At 51.9% G+C, this 19474-nt stretch carries 14 protein-coding genes; 3 read left to right on the top strand and 11 right to left on the bottom strand.

What is annotated here, in order from left to right:
• Window positions 1-293: 293 nt before the first annotated feature.
• The 5 genes from P8N76_15465 to P8N76_15445 form a co-directional block, all read right to left on the bottom strand.
• The gene (locus tag P8N76_15465; GenBank protein ID MDG2383065.1) at window positions 294-578 is read right to left on the bottom strand and encodes a hypothetical protein; all 285 of its coding nucleotides are present in this window, start codon (window positions 576-578) and stop codon (window positions 294-296) included.
• Between the two features lie 737 nt (window positions 579-1315).
• Complete coding sequence (locus tag P8N76_15460) at window positions 1316-2149, bottom strand: glycoside hydrolase family 16 protein (GenBank protein ID MDG2383064.1); 834 nt, start codon at window positions 2147-2149, stop codon at window positions 1316-1318.
• 49 nt (window positions 2150-2198) lie between these two features.
• Window positions 2199-3650, bottom strand: a complete 1452-nt coding sequence (locus tag P8N76_15455) for a DUF1501 domain-containing protein (protein MDG2383063.1) — start codon at window positions 3648-3650, stop codon at window positions 2199-2201.
• Window positions 3640-6522 (bottom strand): DUF1553 domain-containing protein, encoded by a 2883-nt coding sequence (locus P8N76_15450; protein ID MDG2383062.1) that lies wholly within the window; start codon window positions 6520-6522, stop codon window positions 3640-3642. Before P8N76_15450 ends, P8N76_15455 begins: the two co-directional genes overlap by 11 nt.
• Window positions 6523-6594: 72 nt before the next feature.
• Complete coding sequence (locus P8N76_15445) at window positions 6595-8010, bottom strand: sulfatase (GenBank protein MDG2383061.1); 1416 nt, start codon at window positions 8008-8010, stop codon at window positions 6595-6597.
• A gap of 341 nt (window positions 8011-8351) precedes the next feature.
• Here P8N76_15445 and P8N76_15440 point away from each other — a divergent pair, with 341 nt between their 5' ends.
• Both P8N76_15440 and P8N76_15435 read left to right on the top strand, forming a co-directional pair.
• Window positions 8352-8852 (top strand): fasciclin domain-containing protein, encoded by a 501-nt coding sequence (locus tag P8N76_15440; protein MDG2383060.1) that lies wholly within the window; start codon window positions 8352-8354, stop codon window positions 8850-8852.
• Between the two features lie 91 nt (window positions 8853-8943).
• On the top strand, window positions 8944-9702 hold the full coding sequence (locus P8N76_15435) for a hypothetical protein (protein ID MDG2383059.1): 759 nt from the start codon (window positions 8944-8946) through the stop codon (window positions 9700-9702).
• Window positions 9703-9757: 55 nt separating this feature from the next.
• On the opposite strand, the gene P8N76_15430 is transcribed toward P8N76_15435, so the two are convergent.
• From P8N76_15430 to P8N76_15405, 6 genes are all read right to left on the bottom strand, one after another.
• Window positions 9758-10867, bottom strand: coding sequence for an aromatic ring-hydroxylating dioxygenase subunit alpha (locus P8N76_15430; protein ID MDG2383058.1), 1110 nt, complete (start codon window positions 10865-10867; stop codon window positions 9758-9760).
• A 7-nt stretch (window positions 10868-10874) separates the two neighbouring features.
• Complete coding sequence (locus tag P8N76_15425; protein MDG2383057.1) at window positions 10875-11807, bottom strand: cation transporter; 933 nt, start codon at window positions 11805-11807, stop codon at window positions 10875-10877.
• Between the two features lie 86 nt (window positions 11808-11893).
• Window positions 11894-12817, bottom strand: a complete 924-nt coding sequence (locus P8N76_15420; protein MDG2383056.1) for a dienelactone hydrolase family protein — start codon at window positions 12815-12817, stop codon at window positions 11894-11896.
• 115 nt (window positions 12818-12932) lie between these two features.
• A complete protein-coding gene (locus tag P8N76_15415) occupies window positions 12933-13850 on the bottom strand; it encodes an alpha/beta hydrolase (GenBank protein MDG2383055.1) in 918 nt (305 codons plus the stop codon).
• Window positions 13851-13944: 94 nt separating this feature from the next.
• A complete protein-coding gene (locus P8N76_15410) occupies window positions 13945-15408 on the bottom strand; it encodes a DUF1501 domain-containing protein (GenBank protein MDG2383054.1) in 1464 nt (487 codons plus the stop codon).
• Between the two features lie 88 nt (window positions 15409-15496).
• Entirely contained in the window at window positions 15497-18511 is a 3015-nt protein-coding gene (locus tag P8N76_15405; GenBank protein ID MDG2383053.1) for a DUF1549 domain-containing protein, read from the bottom strand.
• Between the two features lie 128 nt (window positions 18512-18639).
• Between P8N76_15405 and P8N76_15400 the strand changes: the two genes are divergently transcribed.
• Window positions 18640-19449, top strand: coding sequence for a ThuA domain-containing protein (locus P8N76_15400; protein ID MDG2383052.1), 810 nt, complete (start codon window positions 18640-18642; stop codon window positions 19447-19449).
• Window positions 19450-19474: the final 25 nt, after the last annotated feature.

The raw sequence follows: 19474 nt of genomic DNA, 5'->3' as shown, positions 1-19474 counted from the left end.
TCCGAGTATCGCAAACCTCAAGAAACGCCGCCCCCAACGATTACGATCGCTGTGGAAATAGGGGGAGATACAAGTCAGTATCTGGTTTGCTGATGAAGTCGCGACGTGATAACTAAAAAGGCCCTTCGGCAAAACCGAAAGCCCTTTTCGTGAAACAATCTGAATCGGGCAAGTAACGATTGCGTCGACGCTTACAGCCAATGGAAGCTAGAATGCGGAGCCAAGCCAGCGCAAGGCTCGAAGGTTGGGGGACCGCAACCGTAGCATTCCGCGTCGTGCCCCAATTGACCTCCTCACAGGCCATGCAACCCGTTGGTTTCACGACTCTGCGGAGTTCGACCTTTTATTTTCTCGTCGTATTGGCTGACGATAAATGCGGTGTATGAGCGTTCGAGAAGGAAGCCATCATCAATAATCATCCCGTCATTTCCTTGCCCATCTAAACGAATAGCGAGTAAGCCGTTCGTGACATCGGTTTGATAGGTTGGCTGCAAGAGGTCCGCTTCCCGACTCGCGTGATATTCGTTTCCGCTTTTGTCCAGCCATCGTGATACCGATTCGCACTCTGCCAAAGACATGTTTTCACCTAAATCCTGAAAGACGGTTTCGGGATCAGTCGCATCTCGTCAAAGAGTGATCCCTCTAGTGGCGGGAAGTTCGGCAAAACGTTGCCTAGCAAAAGCAAGCAGCACCAACAAAGATAAATTTCGTGCGGGATTCATCAAAGAGGTCAAAATACGCAAATGGCGGTGCGTAAGTTCCGCAGGACTCAGTTAAAATAACTGGCAAAAATCTTACCAATTTGAATTTCGCACCCCAACAACTTGCCGCTCGAGTCGTTTTCTTTTACAGGCACAGCAATTCTAGGAACGCGACGTTGGCTCACGATTTCGAGTACGTGTTGACATCAATCACACACTGATTTTTTGCAGTATCGTTTTTTACTTCCTCCTCTGCTGAGAGCGAAACCCATGAAGCGCAGCCTGAGCTTACACGACGCGTTTGCGCCGTCCTCAATGGCGGTCGTTAAACAACGAATACCAAACCTGATTGCAGAAATTATACGGTGCAATTTCTCGGCGAGCCGCTTCGTTGTGTTAGGCCGCTAGAGACAGTCCACACTACAGGGATACTTAGAGACGCTATTCGATTGCAGGGCACCAGATTTCACGATCCACCATCTTGTCTGCAACATGGACTCGCGTTGGCAAAACAATCGTTAGACTTCTCGCGAATCGGTTCGATGCAAGGCGGGGATCAGGCTTTCGTGCGCATCGCCTGCCCGCTTTTTTGTCATCTTCCGCAAATCGCCGCGTCAGGGAATTCGCTGATAGACTCGCACGTATTCAACCAACATGCGGGCGGGAAAGGCGGTCTTTTTATCAGGCTGACCGGGCCAATTGCCACCAACCGCCAGATTCAGAATCAGATGAAAACGCTGATCAAATGGGGAAGGAAAGGGCGACTTGTCACTGAACCAAGCTTTCTGAGTCTGATAATGTTCGCCGTCCACATACCAACGAATTTCGCCTTCGTCCCACTCGAGGGCGAATAGATGGAAGTCATCCGCAAAGTTTCCCGTGGCAAGCTGATAATGATCACCTGACTGTTTGTTCTTTGGCCATTTCCCACCGTAGTGCAAGGTGCCGTGGACTACGGCCGTTTTGTGCCCCAAGACCTCGGCGATATCGATTTCTCCGCTGGCTGCCCACCCGCCATACTTCTGGTCTGTTGGTAACATCCAAATAGCCGGAAGTAATCCACGTCCTTGCGGGAGCTTCGCTTTCACCTCGATGCGTGCGTATTTCCATTCTCCCCGGTGTTTGGTTCGGATACGCGCGGAGGAATAATCGCGTGTGATCCCAAGTGTGCTAAATTTGTCCTTACGTGCTTCAAGAATTAACTGACCGTTGTCGACTCGAACGTTTTCTGGCCGATCCGTGTAGAATTGCAGCTCGTTATTCCCCCCGCCCAACGCGTTGACCTCCACTCCCCACTTCGAATAATCGAGCGCGTCCCCATTGAATTCATCCTGCCAGACGAGCTTCCAGCCTGACTCGGCTGCATTCAGCGCAACAGGGCAAAAGAAACTCGGGCCGCTGCCCAGCAGGAAGATCGTGAGCGTGAGGAAAAATCGCATGATCAGCATAAGAGCATTTCCTGGACCTTCCGAATTGCTGGAAGGAACATTACAGACGTTAACCAATGGGATTGGATAGCACAGCTTCCAGGATTTGGCCGTGGACATCGGTCAATCGACGATCCAGTCCGTTGTGATACCAAGTCAAATTTTCGTGATCGAATCCGAGTAGATGTAACACGGTGGCATAGAAATCCCAGACGGTGGTGGGATTGATTTCTGCGCGACGTCCGAAATCATCCGTCGCGCCATAGCTGACCGCCCCTTTGACCCCCGCTCCCATCATCCAACAGGTAAACCCATCCGGGTTATGATCTCGGCCAGCGGTTCCCTCTTGATGCGTTGGCATACGTCCAAACTCGGTTGTCCAAAGAACAAGGGTGTCATCGAGAAGGCCGCTTTTTTTCAGGTCCGTTAGCAGGGCCGCAGTCGGCTGATCGAAAATCGGGCAGTGCCGCTCGTAATCCGCCTTGAGAGTCTTGTGAGCGTCCCAATTGAGCAGGCCGTCGACCCCCGATGCACGGGAGGCGCAGTAGAGGTTCACATACCGCACATCGCGCTCAAGTAATCGTCGGGCTAACAAACAATTTCTCGCATAACCGGCTTTCAGGGGGTTTTCGTCCATCGTCCCGTACATTTGGTGTGTCAGCGAAGATTCTCGACTTAGATCCGACACTTCGGGTGCAGACAACTGCATTTTGGCGGCCAATTCGTAGGCGGCAACACGGGCCTGAAGATCGCTTTCCGCTTGATTCGAATCTGCAAAACTTTGGTTCAGCCGGGTCAACAACTGGCGAGAGGCCGCGTCCTCTGTAGCCGAAATATCTGCAGGCCGACTGAGGTTGCGAATGGGCTTTTGATCACTCATCATAATTGCCTGATGACGAGCGGGTAGAAATCCATTCGACCAATTGGCCTTCCCGTTAGGCGGCTCCCCTCGTTTATCACAGATTGCTACAAAGGTCGGAAGGTTTTCATTTTCGCTGCCCAAAGCGTAGCTCAACCAAGCTCCCGCACTGGGAAACCCTTCCGTCGGATGGCCCGAATTCATGAAAACGCAACCCGGGCCGTGTGTGTTGGTCTTGCTGTGCATGGCATGTAGGAAAGCAATGTCGTCGACATGTTGGGCCATCTGGGGCAACATGGCCGTGATCCGCTTTCCAGATTCCCCGGCAGGTAGAAACGGCCAAGGACTCTTCATTAGATTTCCGTTCTTTCCCTGAAAGGAAACCATGTTTTCTTCACCGGGAAGTGGCTTTCCGTGATGCTTTTCCAATTCCGGCTTGTGCTCCCACAAATCCATATGCGAGGCCGCGCCGGGACAAAAAATTTGAAGAACCCGTTTGGCTTGTGCAGGATGGTGAGTCCCACCGACTCCCGCTTGCCAATCAGGCTGGCTTGCGGAACTCGTCCCGCCCAGGAGTTGCATCACCGCAATTCCCGCCATCCCCGTAGATAAGTCACCCAGAAAGTGGCGACGTGTCAAATCGCGAAGTCTTTCAACGGACATAAATCAACTCGCTCGTATTTAAAAGGATTCGACACATGGCAGGCAAACCGTAGTTTTCGACAATCTGCAGACAGGGCGCGATTTCGTCCTCAGCGGGCTCGCGTGAAAAACAAAGTTGAAAAGCTCGCTGGAGTTGAGCCTTGGGGCTATCACCTGCGTCGCGGCGCAAACGATTGGCAAAAGCATTTGCCATATCCATCGTAAAAGAATGATTCAGCATGGTCAGCGCTTGCAGTGGCGTTGTCGTTTCAGCTCGTTTTGGTGAGGAGAAGGTGCAATCCGGCTGGTCAAAATCAGTCATCAGATCAACCACGGAGGCTCGTGCGTTTTGATGGTAAACAGCGCGTCGATAGGTTTCAGGACCGTGTTGATCGAGGGGCACGTAGGTGCAGACGTTGTCCTGCATGTAATGATAGAGTCGGAATCCGGGGCCACCGCGTTCCGCATCTAGTTTTCCGCTGACCTGGAGGATCGTATCGCGAATTTCTTCCGCTGACAGACGACGGGGGGGAAATCGCCAGAGGAGCCGTGTGGAAGCGTCAATCTGGGCAGCTTCCGTGCGATGACGGGACGATTGTTGATAAACTCGGGAATTCATAATCAGCCGATGTAAATCCTTCAATCGCCAATCGTTATCTCGCAATTTGACGGCGAGGAAATCAAGCAACTCGGGATGAGAAGGCTTGCTTCCCATGTATCCAAAGTCACTCGGTGTATCAACAATGCCCGTTCCAAAATGATATTGCCATACGCGATTTGCCAGCACACGCAGGGTAAGAGGATTGTCGACATCGACGAGCCAATCAGCGAGCGCAAGTCGCCGCTGGTCTTCTTGGGTATCCGGTTGAAGACGATAACGATTGCCCTTTTCATCTGCCGTTTTATCGTTGCTGAGCACCTGAAGGCTGGCGGGAACTACCTCTTCGCCTCGCTTCTGTGGATTTCCCCCCAAGAACACGTGGAACGGTCCTTTCGCGTCGTCAGCCACACGTTTACCCATCCAGACTGAAGGGAGATTGGGAACTTGTCCAACCTTGACCTTAACTTCTCTAAGCTCATTCTCTAAACGAGATTGTTCGAGTTGATCCTCTATCGTGAGATCCATTTTCAGCAATCGATAATTCAGGTGTGACTCTCGATTGACAGGCTGTCGATCACGCCCGTTGGCTACCTCTTGCCAATTTTGACCATCACCGGAAACTTCAATTCGGTAGTCCGCCACAAAAGCAAACCGCCAGCCATTATTGTCCTGTTTTGATTGAACGTTCGAAAAGACCACCCGATCGATCATGGTCGGTTCGGCAAGTTCGATCGTCAGCTTGTTATCGGCCGCGATAAAGCGAGCTCCCCTTTTCCCATCGATAGCCAATTGGGCGCTATACGCTTCTGGAAAATCTTCATTGGGGCGAGCTTTCCCACTGGCCTGTCCACCATTCATTGCGAGTGCAACATTTTTGGAAGCAACCGCTTGAAGGCCAGGACTCGTTCCGACGGACCAGACTTGAAATTCATCGATGCCAAAACCGGTATCCGTTGCCGGTTTGACATCCTGCGCTTCGCAAGTCAGCCGGACAAACTTGGCTTCAACCGGTGGGAACCGCTCTTCCGTACCCGTTCGATCGACGGGGGGGCGTGTCCATTGTGCCTCCAACTCATCAAGGCGCGATTTTGCCCGTGCCAGTCTCGCCTCACGGTGATCAATCAGGTTCTGGTCGACCGCCTGTTTTTGATCCAGTAGCGGTTTTAGCGTCCTTTCCCGAGCCACTATCTCCTCGGGGGTTGCCAGGGTCTGCTCCCCATGACGAATTCCGGCGAACGTCGCATAAAGTCCGTAATAGTCCTGCTGCGTGATCGGATCGAATTTGTGATCGTGGCAGCGAGCGCACCCAATTGTCAGCCCTAAAAATGCTTCGCTGGTGGCTCGGATCATTTCGTCAAGAGTGTTCGCCCGGATTTGCGCTGCCTGGGCAGCGTCCTGATTGCCCACGTCGTCGTAGGGGCCGGCCACAAGAAAAGCCGAACCAATTGCGACGTCCGGGTCGCCGGGACCGATCACGTCGCCAGCGAGGTGCTCTCGAATGAATTGATGAAACGATTTGTCTTGGTTAATCGAGCGGATCACATAATCTCGAAATGGCCACAAATTATCTACGATTACGTTTCGTTCATAGCCAATGCTTTCGCCAAATCGAATCACGTCCAGCCAATGGCGGCCCCACCGTTCGCCGTAATGCGGTGAATCAAGCAGGCGATCCACCACCACCTCAAAGGCGAGTGGATTTGGATCCTCTACAAAAGCACGCACTTCTTCCGGCGTCGGCGGCAGACCAATCAAATCATAATACGCGCGATGAATAAGTGCTTTTCGGGGGGCAGGCGGGCTGAGAGAGAGCCCAGCTGTCCGCAAGCGTTGCTCGATCAAATCATCAATCGACGTTTCGGACTTCACCGCAATCGATTGCAAAGACCACCAGTCGTCACCCGCTCTTGGCTTCTCCTTCACCACAACCGAATCAGGCCACTCCGCGCCTTCCAAAACCCAACGCCGTAAAACCGCCACTTCATCCTCGTGCAGTCGCTCTCCCTTTTTTGGCATTTCGGGTGGTTCGCCATTCTGGGAAGTAACCAACTCAATGAGGTAGCTTCCATCTGGGTCGCCATCAATGACGTATTCGTTTTCTTCCAAATCTCCAGACGTCGTTAAGGAGATGTCTCCTTTGCGATTACCCGACGAGTGACAACTTACGCAATGTTTCTCAAAGATCGGCGCAATCGATTTCGCAAAGTCGATCTTCTCGTTGGCATCATTTGTCGACACGAAGGAGAAGAACAACAAGCTACTCAGCCAGATTGGTTGTGTAAATTTTCTCATGCACTGTATTTTACCAGTTACGGGCCGCCTCGCCTGCATCGGAATCACTCCAATCCGCCGTGCGGTTCCCGTTTAGGGGGTTTGCCGGACGCTTTGACGCCATTGTTGCCAATTAATTCGTTGCCGTTTCAGTTGATCTGCAAAGGCGGGATCCTGAGCAAGATTCACCGTTTCATCGGGATCACTCGTCAAATCGTAAAGTTCCTCCCAACGCTGCTCGCCTTCGATTTCTTTGCCAAGCTTCAGATACCGCGCATACTTCCAACGCTCGCCTCGTACACCCTCGCAAGGTGCGATTCGTCCACCGGCTGAAAACCAATGCTCGTAAAAGAAACTCTGCCGCCAATCGAGCCGCTTGTCATTGCCGATCAAAGCACGAAGACTTGAGCCTTGCATCGATTCGGGAGCGTCGATCTGGGCATAATCCAGGAGGGTTGGAGCCATATCAATCGACAAGGCCATCTGCTCGTAGCGCTGCCCTCGTTCGGCTGCCGGCGAACGGGGATCATGGATAATAAGAGGGATACGGATCGATACATCGTGAGGCGTCCATTTCCCCGCAAAACCGTACTCCCCAAGGAAAAAACCGTGATCCGATGTGTAAATAATCACCGTGTTGTCGGCAAAGCCAAGCCGTTCTAATTCATGTCGAATCCTGCCGACAACCCGATCAACACCGGAAATAAGTCGGTAATAATCTTTGACCGATTTTTGGTAGCGTTCCGGTGACCGAAACCGAACGGCCCAACGATCGCGATTCATACGATTCTTCAAAAACGGCGGCAGTCGGTCAAAGAACGGGGCCGCCGCGGCAGGCGGGCGCGGAATGACCAAATCTCGATACAGGCTATCAAACGCCCGATCCGCAGGAAATTGGTCCGAATAGATGTCGTCTGAATCCTGGCAGTGAGGCGCTTTAAAACTTACCGATAAATGAAACGGTTCGTCCTCGCTGCAGCCTGCCAAAAAATCGATCGCCTGATCACCCAACTGGGCGGTTAAATGCCGTCCTTGCTTCTGCTTCAGGTCGCCCTGAAAGTAACGACTTTGTCCTGGAAATCCCCGATTGTAGTCCAGCAAATCATTCGCTGATCGAGGGTCACCGACCCCCCATTTACCAATAAACCCTGTGCGATAATTTGCCTGCTTCAGACAACTTAGGTAGGTTTCTGAAAGTTGTTCCTGCGATAATTCCTGGGAAAAGCTCCTAATTCCATGCCGTGCAGCATATTGGCCTGTCAGCACGCAAGCGCGACTTGTCATGCAGATTGCCGTGGTCACAAAGGCATTTTCAAACAGAACGCCATGGGAGGCCATCGCGTCGATATTGGGAGTCTGAATGACACGATTCCCCATACATCCAAGCGAGTCTGCTCGTTGATCATCGGTCATGAGGAAGATCAAATTCGGGCGCTTGTCAGCCTGAAGCGCGATTCCAGATAACGTCCAGACGACAAAGACCTGAATTAAGCAGCGTTTGGTTCGCATCTTGAAGCTCCTAGGCCTTCTTCATTGCGCCAGTCGCGGTGCAGTCATACTCGATCTGGCATTTCTAATGCCTACCACCTTAGCGCCTGAGCATGAAACTTTCAATTTCTGGAGCGATCAAACCTCAGGCTTACCTTGTTATGACCCTCAATCCGGCCAATTTAACGCATCTAATTTGTGGAAAATTCTGAAACGGCGTGAATTACTATTTTCTTCTACGGTTACAGCGGAAACGCGAGATTGGGGACTGGTCGTTTTCCAGCACCCGCCTACTCTTGCTTGAGTATCCAACGAAGGCAGAGTGTCTGCCCGGAACACCTAAACCGTAGAGGAGAGTCGAAATGAAGAAGATCACGACCGTAATGCTGGTTTCCATGGCAGCTTTATTCGTTAGCAGCGACGCGTTCGCAGGTTGCGGAACTTGCGATAAGACCATTGTTGAAAACGCTGTCGAAGGCAAATTCAACACTCTTGTCGCCGCAGCCAAGGCGGCTGGCTTGGTCGAGACTCTCAACGGTAAGGGACCTTACACGGTCTTTGCTCCCACCGATGAAGCTTTCGCCAAATTGCCTAAAGGCACTGTAGAAGCACTTCTGAAACCCGAGAATAAAGAGAAACTCGTCGCGATTTTGATGTATCACGTCGTGCCAGGCAACGTGATGGCCAAGGATGTCGTGAAACTTAAGTCCGCCAAAACCGCCCAGGGTTCGAAGGTGGCCATCAAGGTCTCCGGTGATACCGTGAATGTGGACAATGCGAAGGTTGTCAAGGCAGACGTCAAATGCAAGAACGGAGTGATTCACGTCATCGACGCTGTTATACTTCCCAAAGCGTCGTCGTAGTCACCCACCGAAATATCGGATTATGCAAAGGCTTCGAGTCGATCTCGGAGCCTTTGTGTCGTTTTAGCCCAGCCCGAAAGCAGAGATTCCCATGCGTATCGTAATTGTCCTGATGGTCCTCGCCTGTATCGTCATCGGAATCATAGCTGGGATGGTTGCGTTTATGGCCGGGGAACCCGAAACAAAAGTCTTCCCAACTGCCCGGCCGCTTGTCGTATCGGCAGTGAGCCCGGAAAAGCCGATCAAGCACGGTGTAGAGTGGAGCAGTTTTCTGGATCCAGAGCGGCATGAAAGCATGCTTTCGGGGCCAGATCGGTTTTCCACCGAATTAAATCCGCAATCCGATTCGGGCGAAGCGCTCATTTTCTCTTGGTATCGCATACCGGCTCCCGAAACTCCGGCGGCCTCACGCAACCTTCGCGTGTCTCCCAATGGCGGGGAAAGTGAAATCAGTGTAGAAGTAGGTGCAGCAAGCTACTTCTTGTCGCTTAGTCAACAATTGACAGAGGGAGCGCCTGCGGAGAACCCAGCTGGCATGAGCCAATTCGTCGCCTATCCAATCACCACCAGCAACGCGACAAAACGGAATGTCGAGATTATCTCTGCCGATGGTCCTCAAAGGTTCGACTTCGCAAAGCCAGATTTCGTTTGCTTGCCCGCTCAGGAATGGCATCATGATGAACACTTTGGAGTCACTGATCCGAATTTGTGTTGGCTTGTTTACGCCACATCGGATCTCGGCGGTCAAGAGAAAACGGTTTCAACTCTCGATCAATTTGGTCTCAGCAAGCTGACAGTTCAACCGGCCAAATGGCTTTGCTTGCCGGCAACCAAACTCGGCCCCTCTTAGTGTTCTCAACACCATTCACCTTTGGCGACCTGTTCCGAAACGGCTGATACAAGCGTTACGGTTCATTCTTTAAAGTTTCAAGGTAGTGTTCGTCGAAAGCTGGCAAAACACTTTCGAAGCTCGAGTAGGGTCCCGGTTGGTAGGCAGGCGAGCAGACACCTTGGTACGTTAACTCACAGAGATGCCAATCTTGGCAGTTGGTGAGATCCCAGAATTCAATTGCCCTTGATAGGTCAAAGTCGGTTCGATCTAGTACCGATGGAGGTAAAAGCCATTGGCAAGTGACGCGAGTTTCACCAATCGCTCGCCGCTCGATCCTGTGTGTCAAAAAGTAGTCGGGATGAGGACTGAGAAAGAGATTTGGAAACAAAGTGTAGAAATAGACTCGCCTGCGATCGGCTGGCAACAACTTGGAAAAGCCGTCACCGCAGATTTCCCCACCCATGCTTAGCGTCTGACAGCCATCCGATAACACCATTGGGCCTCCCAGTAGGGGTCCTTTGACAAAATCGTTGGAACACGTCTCGGCCGAGGTCATGGGACTTAGTTGCGGGTGAACCATTGCACAGTGGTAACATTCGCTGTAGTTGTGAAAGACAATTTTCCAATTCGTAGCCAGGTCATAGGTTATCTGATGCGCTACAACGAGCCTTTCAAGCTCCCAGGTATCAAAACGCGATTGAAATGGATCACAGTATCTTTCAAATGGGATGGCTTGTAGATCGAAGTTAATGAAGATAAAACCTCGCCAAATCGCAGTAGTCACCTGAAAGAGCGAATAATCGGATTGATGAAACCCCACCACATGGCTCATGCCGGGCGAGCTCCGAAGTTTTCCGGATAAATCATAGGACCATGCGTGGTAAGGGCACTGGATTCGCTCGCCAAGTTCACCACAGGCTTCCTCTTTGAGTCGGGTTCCACGATGACGACAGAGATTATGAAAGCAATTGATTTGGCCATCCTGATTTCGCACCAGGATCACACTTTCGCCATCCAGCTCGCGAACAATGAAATCGCCCGAATTCGAGATCTCCGACGCTCTCCCAACACATAGCCATTGTTTTTGAAATATCTGGCGTGTTTCGCGATCGTAAATCTGCGGCGAATGAAAATATTCTCCCGGCATGGTGATCTTACGGCTTGTTGGTTTCGGCTCAATCATTCTCACGTCATTTCTCGATGCCAATCGAGGCAGCTACCCACTGGGTATCTTGGGTGAACACAACATCCAAAGCCAGATTATCGAACTCCTTCGCTAATGCGTTTGCAATTTGTTCGCGATATTTATCCAACTCTTTTAGATCGCAATTCATCACGGGTTCACAAATCACGTAGAGCTGTAGGTAGGTTAATCGCCCCCATTGTTGCATTCTGATGTTTGTGTCGACGGTGGCGACATCCGATAGTATCGCAGACACAACCTTATCGGCTCGATCTTGAATTTTTCGATGGGGTGCTTTTCCGACAAGCTGATTCCAATTGTCGCGAATTATCATGATCGGGACTGGCAAACTGATCAATACAAGAACGGCTACAATCAGGGGGTCTGCGTAGGGTAACCAACGGTCATACTTCGTGCCCTCCAAAATGGTCGCGATTAAAAAGGCCAGCGCAACGGCGGCAGAAAACAGGCCATCTACCAGCCAGTTGTTGGCATCCACTTGCAGTAACGGAGATCGAGTGCTTGCGGCTAACACCCGTTGAACGACCGCAATTGCGAAGCACCCCAGAGCGGCCAATACCGCATAAACGGTGGCCCAACCGGCCTCGATAGCTCGCCCACCATGAACCGCAACGGTAATCGACGATACAAATGCAAACAGGGAAACCACTCCCATGAGCAGCCCCTTTGTCAGGTTAAGCATCGGCTCATACGCCGAATATCCAAAATGGAACGTCTCGTCATCGGGTCGGGCAATAAGATGCGCCACCCTCAAAGACACGAATCCAACCGCACATCCGACAAACGAAAAAACACCATCCAAGAGAACGGCATCAGATGATGTTAGGATGGCAAAACCGATACCAAGCGCGGCCATCAGCAATGCGCCTAAAACAGACAGCCAAAGGCCACGTCGTTCAAGTTCTTGTCTCTTCGCCATTCACCCATTGGTCCGTCAGGAAAACTGGACCTTTCTGATTGTATTTCACGAAACCCCAATCGAAACCAAGTATCGATTTCCGTACTTCAGAGCTTTCTCAGAAAAAACTGTTTCGTGTGCCGCCACATTGATTCCGACAATACGTGTCCTGTTTCCGGTTCGATGAAAAAACTGAACTGACCGACTGCATTCTGGCGTTTATAGGCCTGTTGAATGCGAACAATCCCTGCTTTGGCATGGGTGATTGGGCTGCCAGAATCGGTCTCTCCGAGATTTAAATGGAGAGCACGCGGCGCAACCAACGCTGCGATTTCAGGCGTGTCACCATAGGTCATCCATCCGGGAATGAAATTCGGAAAACAATGCAAAAGTCGTTTTTCATGAATACCCTGATAGGTCGGCAAACAACAGTTGCCAACAAGAGCCTTGATGCGGGGCTCATGCGGGCCGACTAACCATGCGTGAGTTGATCCCATCGAATGACCATAACAACCAATCCGTTTCTCATCGACCTCGGGTCGCGATGTGAGCAAGTCAATGGCTCGACGCATATCGAGAATATTTTTCCACGCCAGAGATTTCCCTTCAACGACGTAACGAAGAAACTCGAAACGCTCAAATCGCATACCGTCCAACTTACCCGTTGGATCTTGTCGCTCTTCAAAACAAAGCGTGTCAGGACAAAGAACAACGTATCCCTCCTTTGCGAGAGCGACTCCGGTATGATGCATGGGGTTACCAGCCAATCCGGCTGGTTCGCTTTTGCCGAGATGATATTGTCCGGCATGCTGATGCCAGACGGCGATCGCTGGCGACTGTTCGGTCACTCCGTCGGGAATCAGAAGCAGCGCTGGAACGCGGTCACCAGGCTCAACTTCATAACTGAGCGTCTCAATTCGATACCCGGGCTTCTGAATGATCCGTGCCGTATTTGAATTCAAAGGACAGGGAACCGGCCAGGCCCCGCCCAAGCATTTCACCAGCGCTTGTCGCAGTTGCTCGGGGGGCATATTACCCACCGCTCTCTCCTTGGATTGGATGGCTGGTGCGGGGGCCAAGGCGGCTAGGCTGCCGAGACCAAACCTTCTTAAGAAGCGACGTCGCTGCATCTTGAACTCTCATCAATCATTCAGGGGGCTGTGCCAGCGTTGGCGGACCCTGGAGCCAGCCTAAAGAATTTAGGAACCGGTCCATCTCGATCACCGTTTTTCGGAAATACTTGCCATCGCTGCGGTTTTCATTGAAAAAGCCGTGTTTTTGTTTCTCATAGAGATGCGTCTCACAACGGCTATTGACAGCTTTCATGCGTTTTTCGTATTCGACAGCGGTTACCACGGGGACGAGATCATCTTGGGTGCCAAAAAAGACCACCGTTGGTGGAGCGCCCGCGCGGATATTGTGAAATGGGGAAATCTGCTGGTAGTCGGCTTTCACGCGTTCATAACCGTATCCACCTGGACCATTATCGTACACCGGATTGAAGAGTAGGAGCGCATTGGGGATCGAGCTGATCGCTAAGTGCTCATTTTGATTTTCAAGTCCACGAATATTTCCCGTCGCGGCAGCCACATGTCCTCCGGCTGAACCACCCCCCGCAGCGATCCGCTTCGAGTCGATCCCCAAGCGAGTTGCGTTCGACCGAATCCAGCGAACCGCTGATTTACCATCCTTGACGGCGTCGAATGGCGTGGTCCCGTGCCGAGTCGCCACGCGATAATCGGCTGTTATCGCGACCATCCCGCGAGACGCAAGATAGCGGCAATGGGGCTCGAATTGTTTGGGGGTGCCACCGTTCCAACTTCCCCCAAAAAAGAAAACTGCCGCAGGGCGTCGATCTGTTAGCTGATGTTCTTTCGGGTTGAAGATATAGAGTTTCAGCTCGGCATTGGGAAACTGTTTGTAGGTTTCCTGTCTGGCTCCCGCAAACTCCAATTGACTCTCAGCTTCCGCGCAAGCCTGACCAACGGGCAATAGATTTGCAACCCGACCGCCTAACAAGATCACCAGGACGAAAAGGATTTTACATGCTCCAGATTTGGACACCACCCGCTCCTCTGCCTTGAACTCAGTCAAATGAATCGTCCAATGAGATCAGTTTTTATTCGGGCATTTCCGGTTGCCAGCCCGCATCGCTCAGTCAGACCAGGATATCACCAATCACGCGGCCGCCCACATCGGTCAAACTTTCCTTCCGCCCTTGATGAAACCATGTCAATAATTCATGGTCAAGGCCCATGATATGGAGGATCGTGGCGTGTAAATCATGCAGATGCACTTTATTTTCGACCGCCTCAAAACCCACTTCGTCCGTGCTGCCGTAGTTCATTCCGCCCTTGACTCCACCTCCCGCGAGCCACATCGAAAATCCATACGGATTGTGATTACGGCCTGGGGCACCTTTCCCCTCACTAAAAGGCATCCGCCCAAACTCACCACCCCAGACCACCAGAGTCTCGTCAAGCAGCGAACGACGTTCGAGGTCAGCAAGCAATGCGGCAATGGGTTGGTCGACCTCAGGTGCGTGTTGCCCGTGATTCGATTCAATGCCTGCATGGGCGTCCCAGGTTTCCTCCAGATGGCCACCGCCTGAATAGAGCTGGATGAAACGCACGCCCCGTTCTACGAGACGCCTTGCAATCAAACAATTCCGTCCATATTCGTCGGTAGGCTTTCGGCCAATGCCGTACATATCAAGCGTGTTTTGGGCTTCCTGCGTTAGATCCACCGCTTCGGGCGTTGCTGACTGCATCCGATAGGCTAATTCATAACTATTAATTCGGGACGCCAACTCCCGTCCGCCAGCGCGTTCGTCCAAATGTTTCTCATTGAGTTTTGCCAGAAGATCAAGCTGTTCGCGTTGCACTCTGTCCGAAACATGCGAGGGACCTTTCAAATCAAGAATGGGATCCCCCACGGGCCGAAACAACGTGCCAGAATAGGTTCCCGGCATAAAACCGCTGGCCCAGTTTGGCTGGCCGCTGATCGGCCCACCGCGTTTATCAAGCATCACGACATAGCCGGGTAGATTTTCGTTCTCACTCCCCAAACCATAAACGGCCCAACTTCCCAGCGACGGCCGCCCGACGAGTGTCTTTCCTGTATTCATGGCGACCAGTGCCGATCCGTGGGCATGGCTGTCGGTGTGACACGAATTCAAAACACATAATTTGTCGGCATGCTTCCGAACCTGTGGAAAGTAATCAGACACCAGCAGACCACTTTCACCTCCAGGTCGGAACTTTCTCCACGCCGGCGTGAGATAGCCGATTCTACGCCCACCTGAATTGATAAACTTTTTATCGGCCGGCAATTGTTTCCCCGCAAATTTCTCCAACTCGGGTTTGTAGTCAAAGGTGTCTACCTGCGAGGGAGCTCCGTTCATCATCAAAAATATGCACGCTTTGGCGCGCGGAGCAAAATGAGCCGGTTTTGCTTGAAGCGGATTGAATTGTCGCACTTCGTCTTCGCCTTCGGCCGTTCGAGCGAACCTGGCATCCGTTGCCAAGAGATCGGCGAGGGCGAGGCCAGCAAAACCGTTCCCCATCTGCCAAATGAATTCGCGACGAGACTGTCCACAGGGAAAAGGTGACTTATGACTCATCGATGGAGCCTTCCACACTTCTTAGTTGTGAATAACGGTGTCCGTAGTTATCAACATAACGCTTGGGGAATTCAAAATCAGTTCTCGATCAGTCAATGTAGATAAACTCATTAGAATTCATCAAAACATGACATAACGATGCGACAGCGCGACTCCTTGCCGTGAACCGAACGGCGTTCGTCAAAGGCAGCTGGTAGCGTTCGGCTAAGCCTCGCTCAATTTGGCGACGTTCTGAGGAGGTGAGCGCTCGCCGAAAAACAAGCAGCTCAGCGATCCCACCCTGCCAAAATTCGCCGTTAATATTACCTTGCTGTCCGATTACCCATGCGGTGTCGAGTCGACGATCGCTCAAGGCAGGGCCAGTGGAGAGCAAGCGGCCGTTCTGAAACATTTCGACCTCATCCGATCTGCTTACAGCGGAAAGAATAAATGGCTCCCGCCGAGCCGTGACTACACCGAAATTGGGCAAACGATCAGTGAATCGCACGGTATTTGTCTCGGTCAGTCCCAAGAATAGCGAACTCGTGGCGTTCCCCTTCGCTCCATTCCAATTCGAAAGAATCTCCCGGTGCCCTCGATCTTTCTCGTCGTTGACCACACCGATGATGGTGAAGGTTGTCGAATCGAGGAGTTGGCCATCCAAGCGGAGGAAATCATTTGTTCCGTCAAATTTGACGATCGGATATTTCCCAAATCCATTTTCCACCAAAACAGGCTGAGCATTCGCAGCAGCTTGGTGCGCGTGGTGAGCCGCTGCTGAGAGATCTTCCCATTTGGCGACCTGCGAATTTGAACTCTTCGATACGTTTGCTTGATTGGCCTGCAGGTGTAACACCAGATCGTTCGCCAATAATTGCGAGTGCAAGTCGTTGTTTGATTGTTGATCGTGACTTACCGAATAGATCCGTTGCTGCGTTAACAAGTGCCGTCGTGATAATTTAAATTCGTGATCGGAAGGTTTTCTGGACAAGACGTGGGTCCACGCAAGACCGATCTGGGTATCAACATCGGATGCTTGTTTCGTGATTCGCGATGCCAGGTTTTGACTGCGATCGTGCACAAAACGATTATTAAGCAAAGCCAATGCCTGAGTGGGGACAGTGGTGATATCCCGTTTACCGCACGATTGAGTCGGATCACACAGGTCAAATGTGGTCATCATGGGCGGCAACAGTCCTCGTTTCAGATACAGATAGAGACTGCGACGTTTTTGTTCATGCGGTGCCGAAGCCTGCCAAGCCTTCGACTTCCGAGACAGACCCTCCAGAGCGTTCGAACTTATCGTCGGTTTGAACCCTGGCCCCCCACGAGTCAGATCGAGTTCACCGCTTGACGCCAGCAACGAGTCTCGCAAGGTTTCAGCATCGTGTCTTCGACGGTTGGCCCGCCCATGCCACCGATTGGCCGGATCCCGCTTTTCTAGCTCACGAGCGTTGGGAGGCAGACTCGATTGCTGCCAAGTTGAGGAAGTAAGAATAAGTCGATGGATGGCCTTCATTCGCCCGCCATTTGCCACGAATTCTGCGGCGAGCCAGTCCAGCAACCGTGGGTGAGTGGGGGGATCAGCCAGAAATCCAAAGTTATTCGGGGTCCGTACAATCGCTTGTCCAAAGTGGTGCAACCAGAGACGGTTTACCAATACCCGTGGCGCTAATGGGTGTTCCGGATCGGCAATCCACTGAGCCAGCTGGAGACGCCGCCCCGTCGTGCGGGAAGTCGATTCGGGCGGTAAAAAATGCCGTTCCAAGGAAGGGATCGATGAAAGAGTTGCAGGAATAACTTCTTCCATGGGCTGCAACCGCTCACCGTCTTTTAAGAGATATAACGGAGCAGGGCGGGCGTCCAAATCAGTCCAACCAAGCACATTGGGAAAACCGAGTATTTCCGCGGTTGGCCCACCGAGCTGTTCGCGTTTGCCTCCTGTCTCTAATCCGGGCCAAAACGCGGTGGCCATGCGATAATAATCTTCCTGCTTGATCGCGTCGAACTTATGGGCGTGGCAACGAGCGCATTTAACAGTGAGTGCTAGAAACGCAGACGACGTCGTATGCACCAGATCTTCTAACCGCTCGTAGTGATAGTCAGCGGGATCATTGGGCTCGTCATTCCACGCGCCAAGCCGCAAGAATCCGGTTGCAATAACCGATTGCTCATTTCGCTCTGAAATCTCGTCACCCGCCAACTGCTCGGTAATGAATTGCCGGTAGGGCATATCCGAGTTGAAGGCGTTCACCACCCAGTCACGATAACGCCATGCAAAAAGCTTTTCCTGATCTCGTTCATAGCCACTCGTATCGGCATATCGGGCCAGGTCTAACCAATACCGCCCCCAGCGCTCACCGTATTGTGGCGTAGCGAGCAAACGATCCACCAACCTTTCCCAGGCGGTCGAAGAATTGTCCTCCAGAAAATCGTCCACCTCACGTAATGAGGGAGGCAATCCGATCAGATCAAAGTAGACACGCCGAATCAATGTTCGTCGATCAGCGGAAGGAGCCGGTGAAAAACCTTCTGCTTCCAACCGCGCTAAAATAAAAGCGTCGATCGGGTTTTCGGGTTGCGGATGTTTTTGCAGTTGTGGGACTGGCGGCTTGATAATTGGCTGGAGGGACCACCAATCACGACCCGCACGTTGATCATTCGTGCGTTCGAAGAAATCCAATTCTCGCTCGTCTGGCCAGACGGCACCGCTGCGCAACCAATTCTGCAGAATGCGTATCTCTGTCTCCGACAATTTTTCTGCCCGGCCCTGCTGCTCGGGCGGCATCTCGCCTGCAACAACACGCTGTAACAAGTGACTCTCATCTGCATTCTCGGGGTCGATAACAGCACCTGAATCCCCACCGTTCTTTAATCCCGCCTGAGTCGTCAATGACAGCCCTCCCGCCGGCTCGCGACCCTGATGGCATTCGACGCAGCGTTTTATCAACAAGGGGGCAACTTTCGACTCGAAATTTGTATCGGCTCTGACTGCGACCGTTCCCGAAAAGATCGCCAGCAGGGCAAACGCGCTGCCCCTCAGGGCACGGAGCATCCGACCGGATTGCAACGCTTTCGACCAAAAGCGACTAACTTGAACTTCGACATCAAATGCGGGCATCATAATCACCAAACAGCGGTCGTCCGCTAATTGAAATTGACCATTAGGAATTGTATTCTGTAGTCAAAACAGTTGTCGCAGCATCCATCGTAAGCATACACGGTCAACACAGCCTCGTGTCGGGAGACTTCATGAAATCCTCGAACTCTCTGTTTATCCTTCTTGGAGCCATGCTGGGACTAATCCTCTCGCATCAACTTTCAGCGGCAGAAATCGAAAAAGCAAAAGTGCTCCTGGTGGGCAAGCAGCCTGACCACCCGCATGGCACCCACATGTACATGCACACCTCCAACTTGCTGGCAAAATGCCTCCAAAAGACGGGGCAAATCGAAACCGTCATTTCTCAGGGGTGGCCCCAAGATCCCGAACGATTGAAGGGCATCAAAACAATTGTGCTCTATTCATCACCCGGAGCTGAGTTCCTGCTCGACGGTCCTGGGGCGAATGAGGTCCATCAGATGCTCCGAGATGGAGTCGGTTTGGTGACGATCCATTGGGCATCCTCCGTTTATGAAAAAAACCTCGATCGACTCGGCAAACCTTGGGGGGAATATCTTGGTGGATTCTGGGTTTCCAATTATGGCCTCAGCACCGAATCGTCCCAGCTCAACCAACTGGATGCAAAACACCCGATATGTCGTGGCTGGCAAGACTATGAATTACATGATGAGTTCTATCTGAAACCTGTCATGCGCGGGGCAACCCCGCTACTGCAAGTAACCACGAAAGAAGAAGATGTGATTGTGGGTTGGGCGTATCAGCGGCCCAACGGCGGTCGTTCCTATGGGACCACTCTGGGTCATTTCTATCGCAACTTTCAGATCGAAGCGTTTCGAAAAACGATTGTAAATGCGATTCTCTGGACCTCGCATTTGAAGGTACCTCAACAAGGTGCGAATGTGAGCCTAACAACTGCCGACTTACAACTACCGCCCAAATGATCTTGCCAGTAACGCTTTGACAAAA

The organism is Pirellulaceae bacterium (assembly GCA_029243025.1).
Lineage (GTDB): Bacteria > Planctomycetota > Planctomycetia > Pirellulales > Pirellulaceae.
The sequence above is the reverse complement of the archived record's forward strand: the minus strand, read 5'-3'. Positions and strand labels throughout refer to the sequence as shown.

What these genes read in the sequence shown, in the direction of transcription:
- P8N76_15465 (MDG2383065.1), bottom strand. Translation starts at nt 578, where the DNA reads ATGTCTTTGGCAGAGTGCGAATCGGTATCACGATGGCTGGACAAAAGC.
- P8N76_15460 (MDG2383064.1), bottom strand. Translation starts at nt 2,149, where the DNA reads ATGCTGATCATGCGATTTTTCCTCACGCTCACGATCTTCCTGCTGGGC.
- P8N76_15455 (MDG2383063.1), bottom strand. Translation starts at nt 3,650, where the DNA reads ATGTCCGTTGAAAGACTTCGCGATTTGACACGTCGCCACTTTCTGGGT.
- P8N76_15450 (MDG2383062.1), bottom strand. Translation starts at nt 6,522, where the DNA reads ATGAGAAAATTTACACAACCAATCTGGCTGAGTAGCTTGTTGTTCTTC.
- P8N76_15445 (MDG2383061.1), bottom strand. Translation starts at nt 8,010, where the DNA reads ATGCGAACCAAACGCTGCTTAATTCAGGTCTTTGTCGTCTGGACGTTA.
- P8N76_15440 (MDG2383060.1), top strand. Translation starts at nt 8,352, where the DNA reads ATGAAGAAGATCACGACCGTAATGCTGGTTTCCATGGCAGCTTTATTC.
- P8N76_15435 (MDG2383059.1), top strand. Translation starts at nt 8,944, where the DNA reads ATGCGTATCGTAATTGTCCTGATGGTCCTCGCCTGTATCGTCATCGGA.
- P8N76_15430 (MDG2383058.1), bottom strand. Translation starts at nt 10,867, where the DNA reads ATGATTGAGCCGAAACCAACAAGCCGTAAGATCACCATGCCGGGAGAA.
- P8N76_15425 (MDG2383057.1), bottom strand. Translation starts at nt 11,807, where the DNA reads ATGGCGAAGAGACAAGAACTTGAACGACGTGGCCTTTGGCTGTCTGTT.
- P8N76_15420 (MDG2383056.1), bottom strand. Translation starts at nt 12,817, where the DNA reads ATGCCCCCCGAGCAACTGCGACAAGCGCTGGTGAAATGCTTGGGCGGG.
- P8N76_15410 (MDG2383054.1), bottom strand. Translation starts at nt 15,408, where the DNA reads ATGAGTCATAAGTCACCTTTTCCCTGTGGACAGTCTCGTCGCGAATTC.
- P8N76_15405 (MDG2383053.1), bottom strand. Translation starts at nt 18,511, where the DNA reads ATGATGCCCGCATTTGATGTCGAAGTTCAAGTTAGTCGCTTTTGGTCG.
- P8N76_15400 (MDG2383052.1), top strand. Translation starts at nt 18,640, where the DNA reads ATGAAATCCTCGAACTCTCTGTTTATCCTTCTTGGAGCCATGCTGGGA.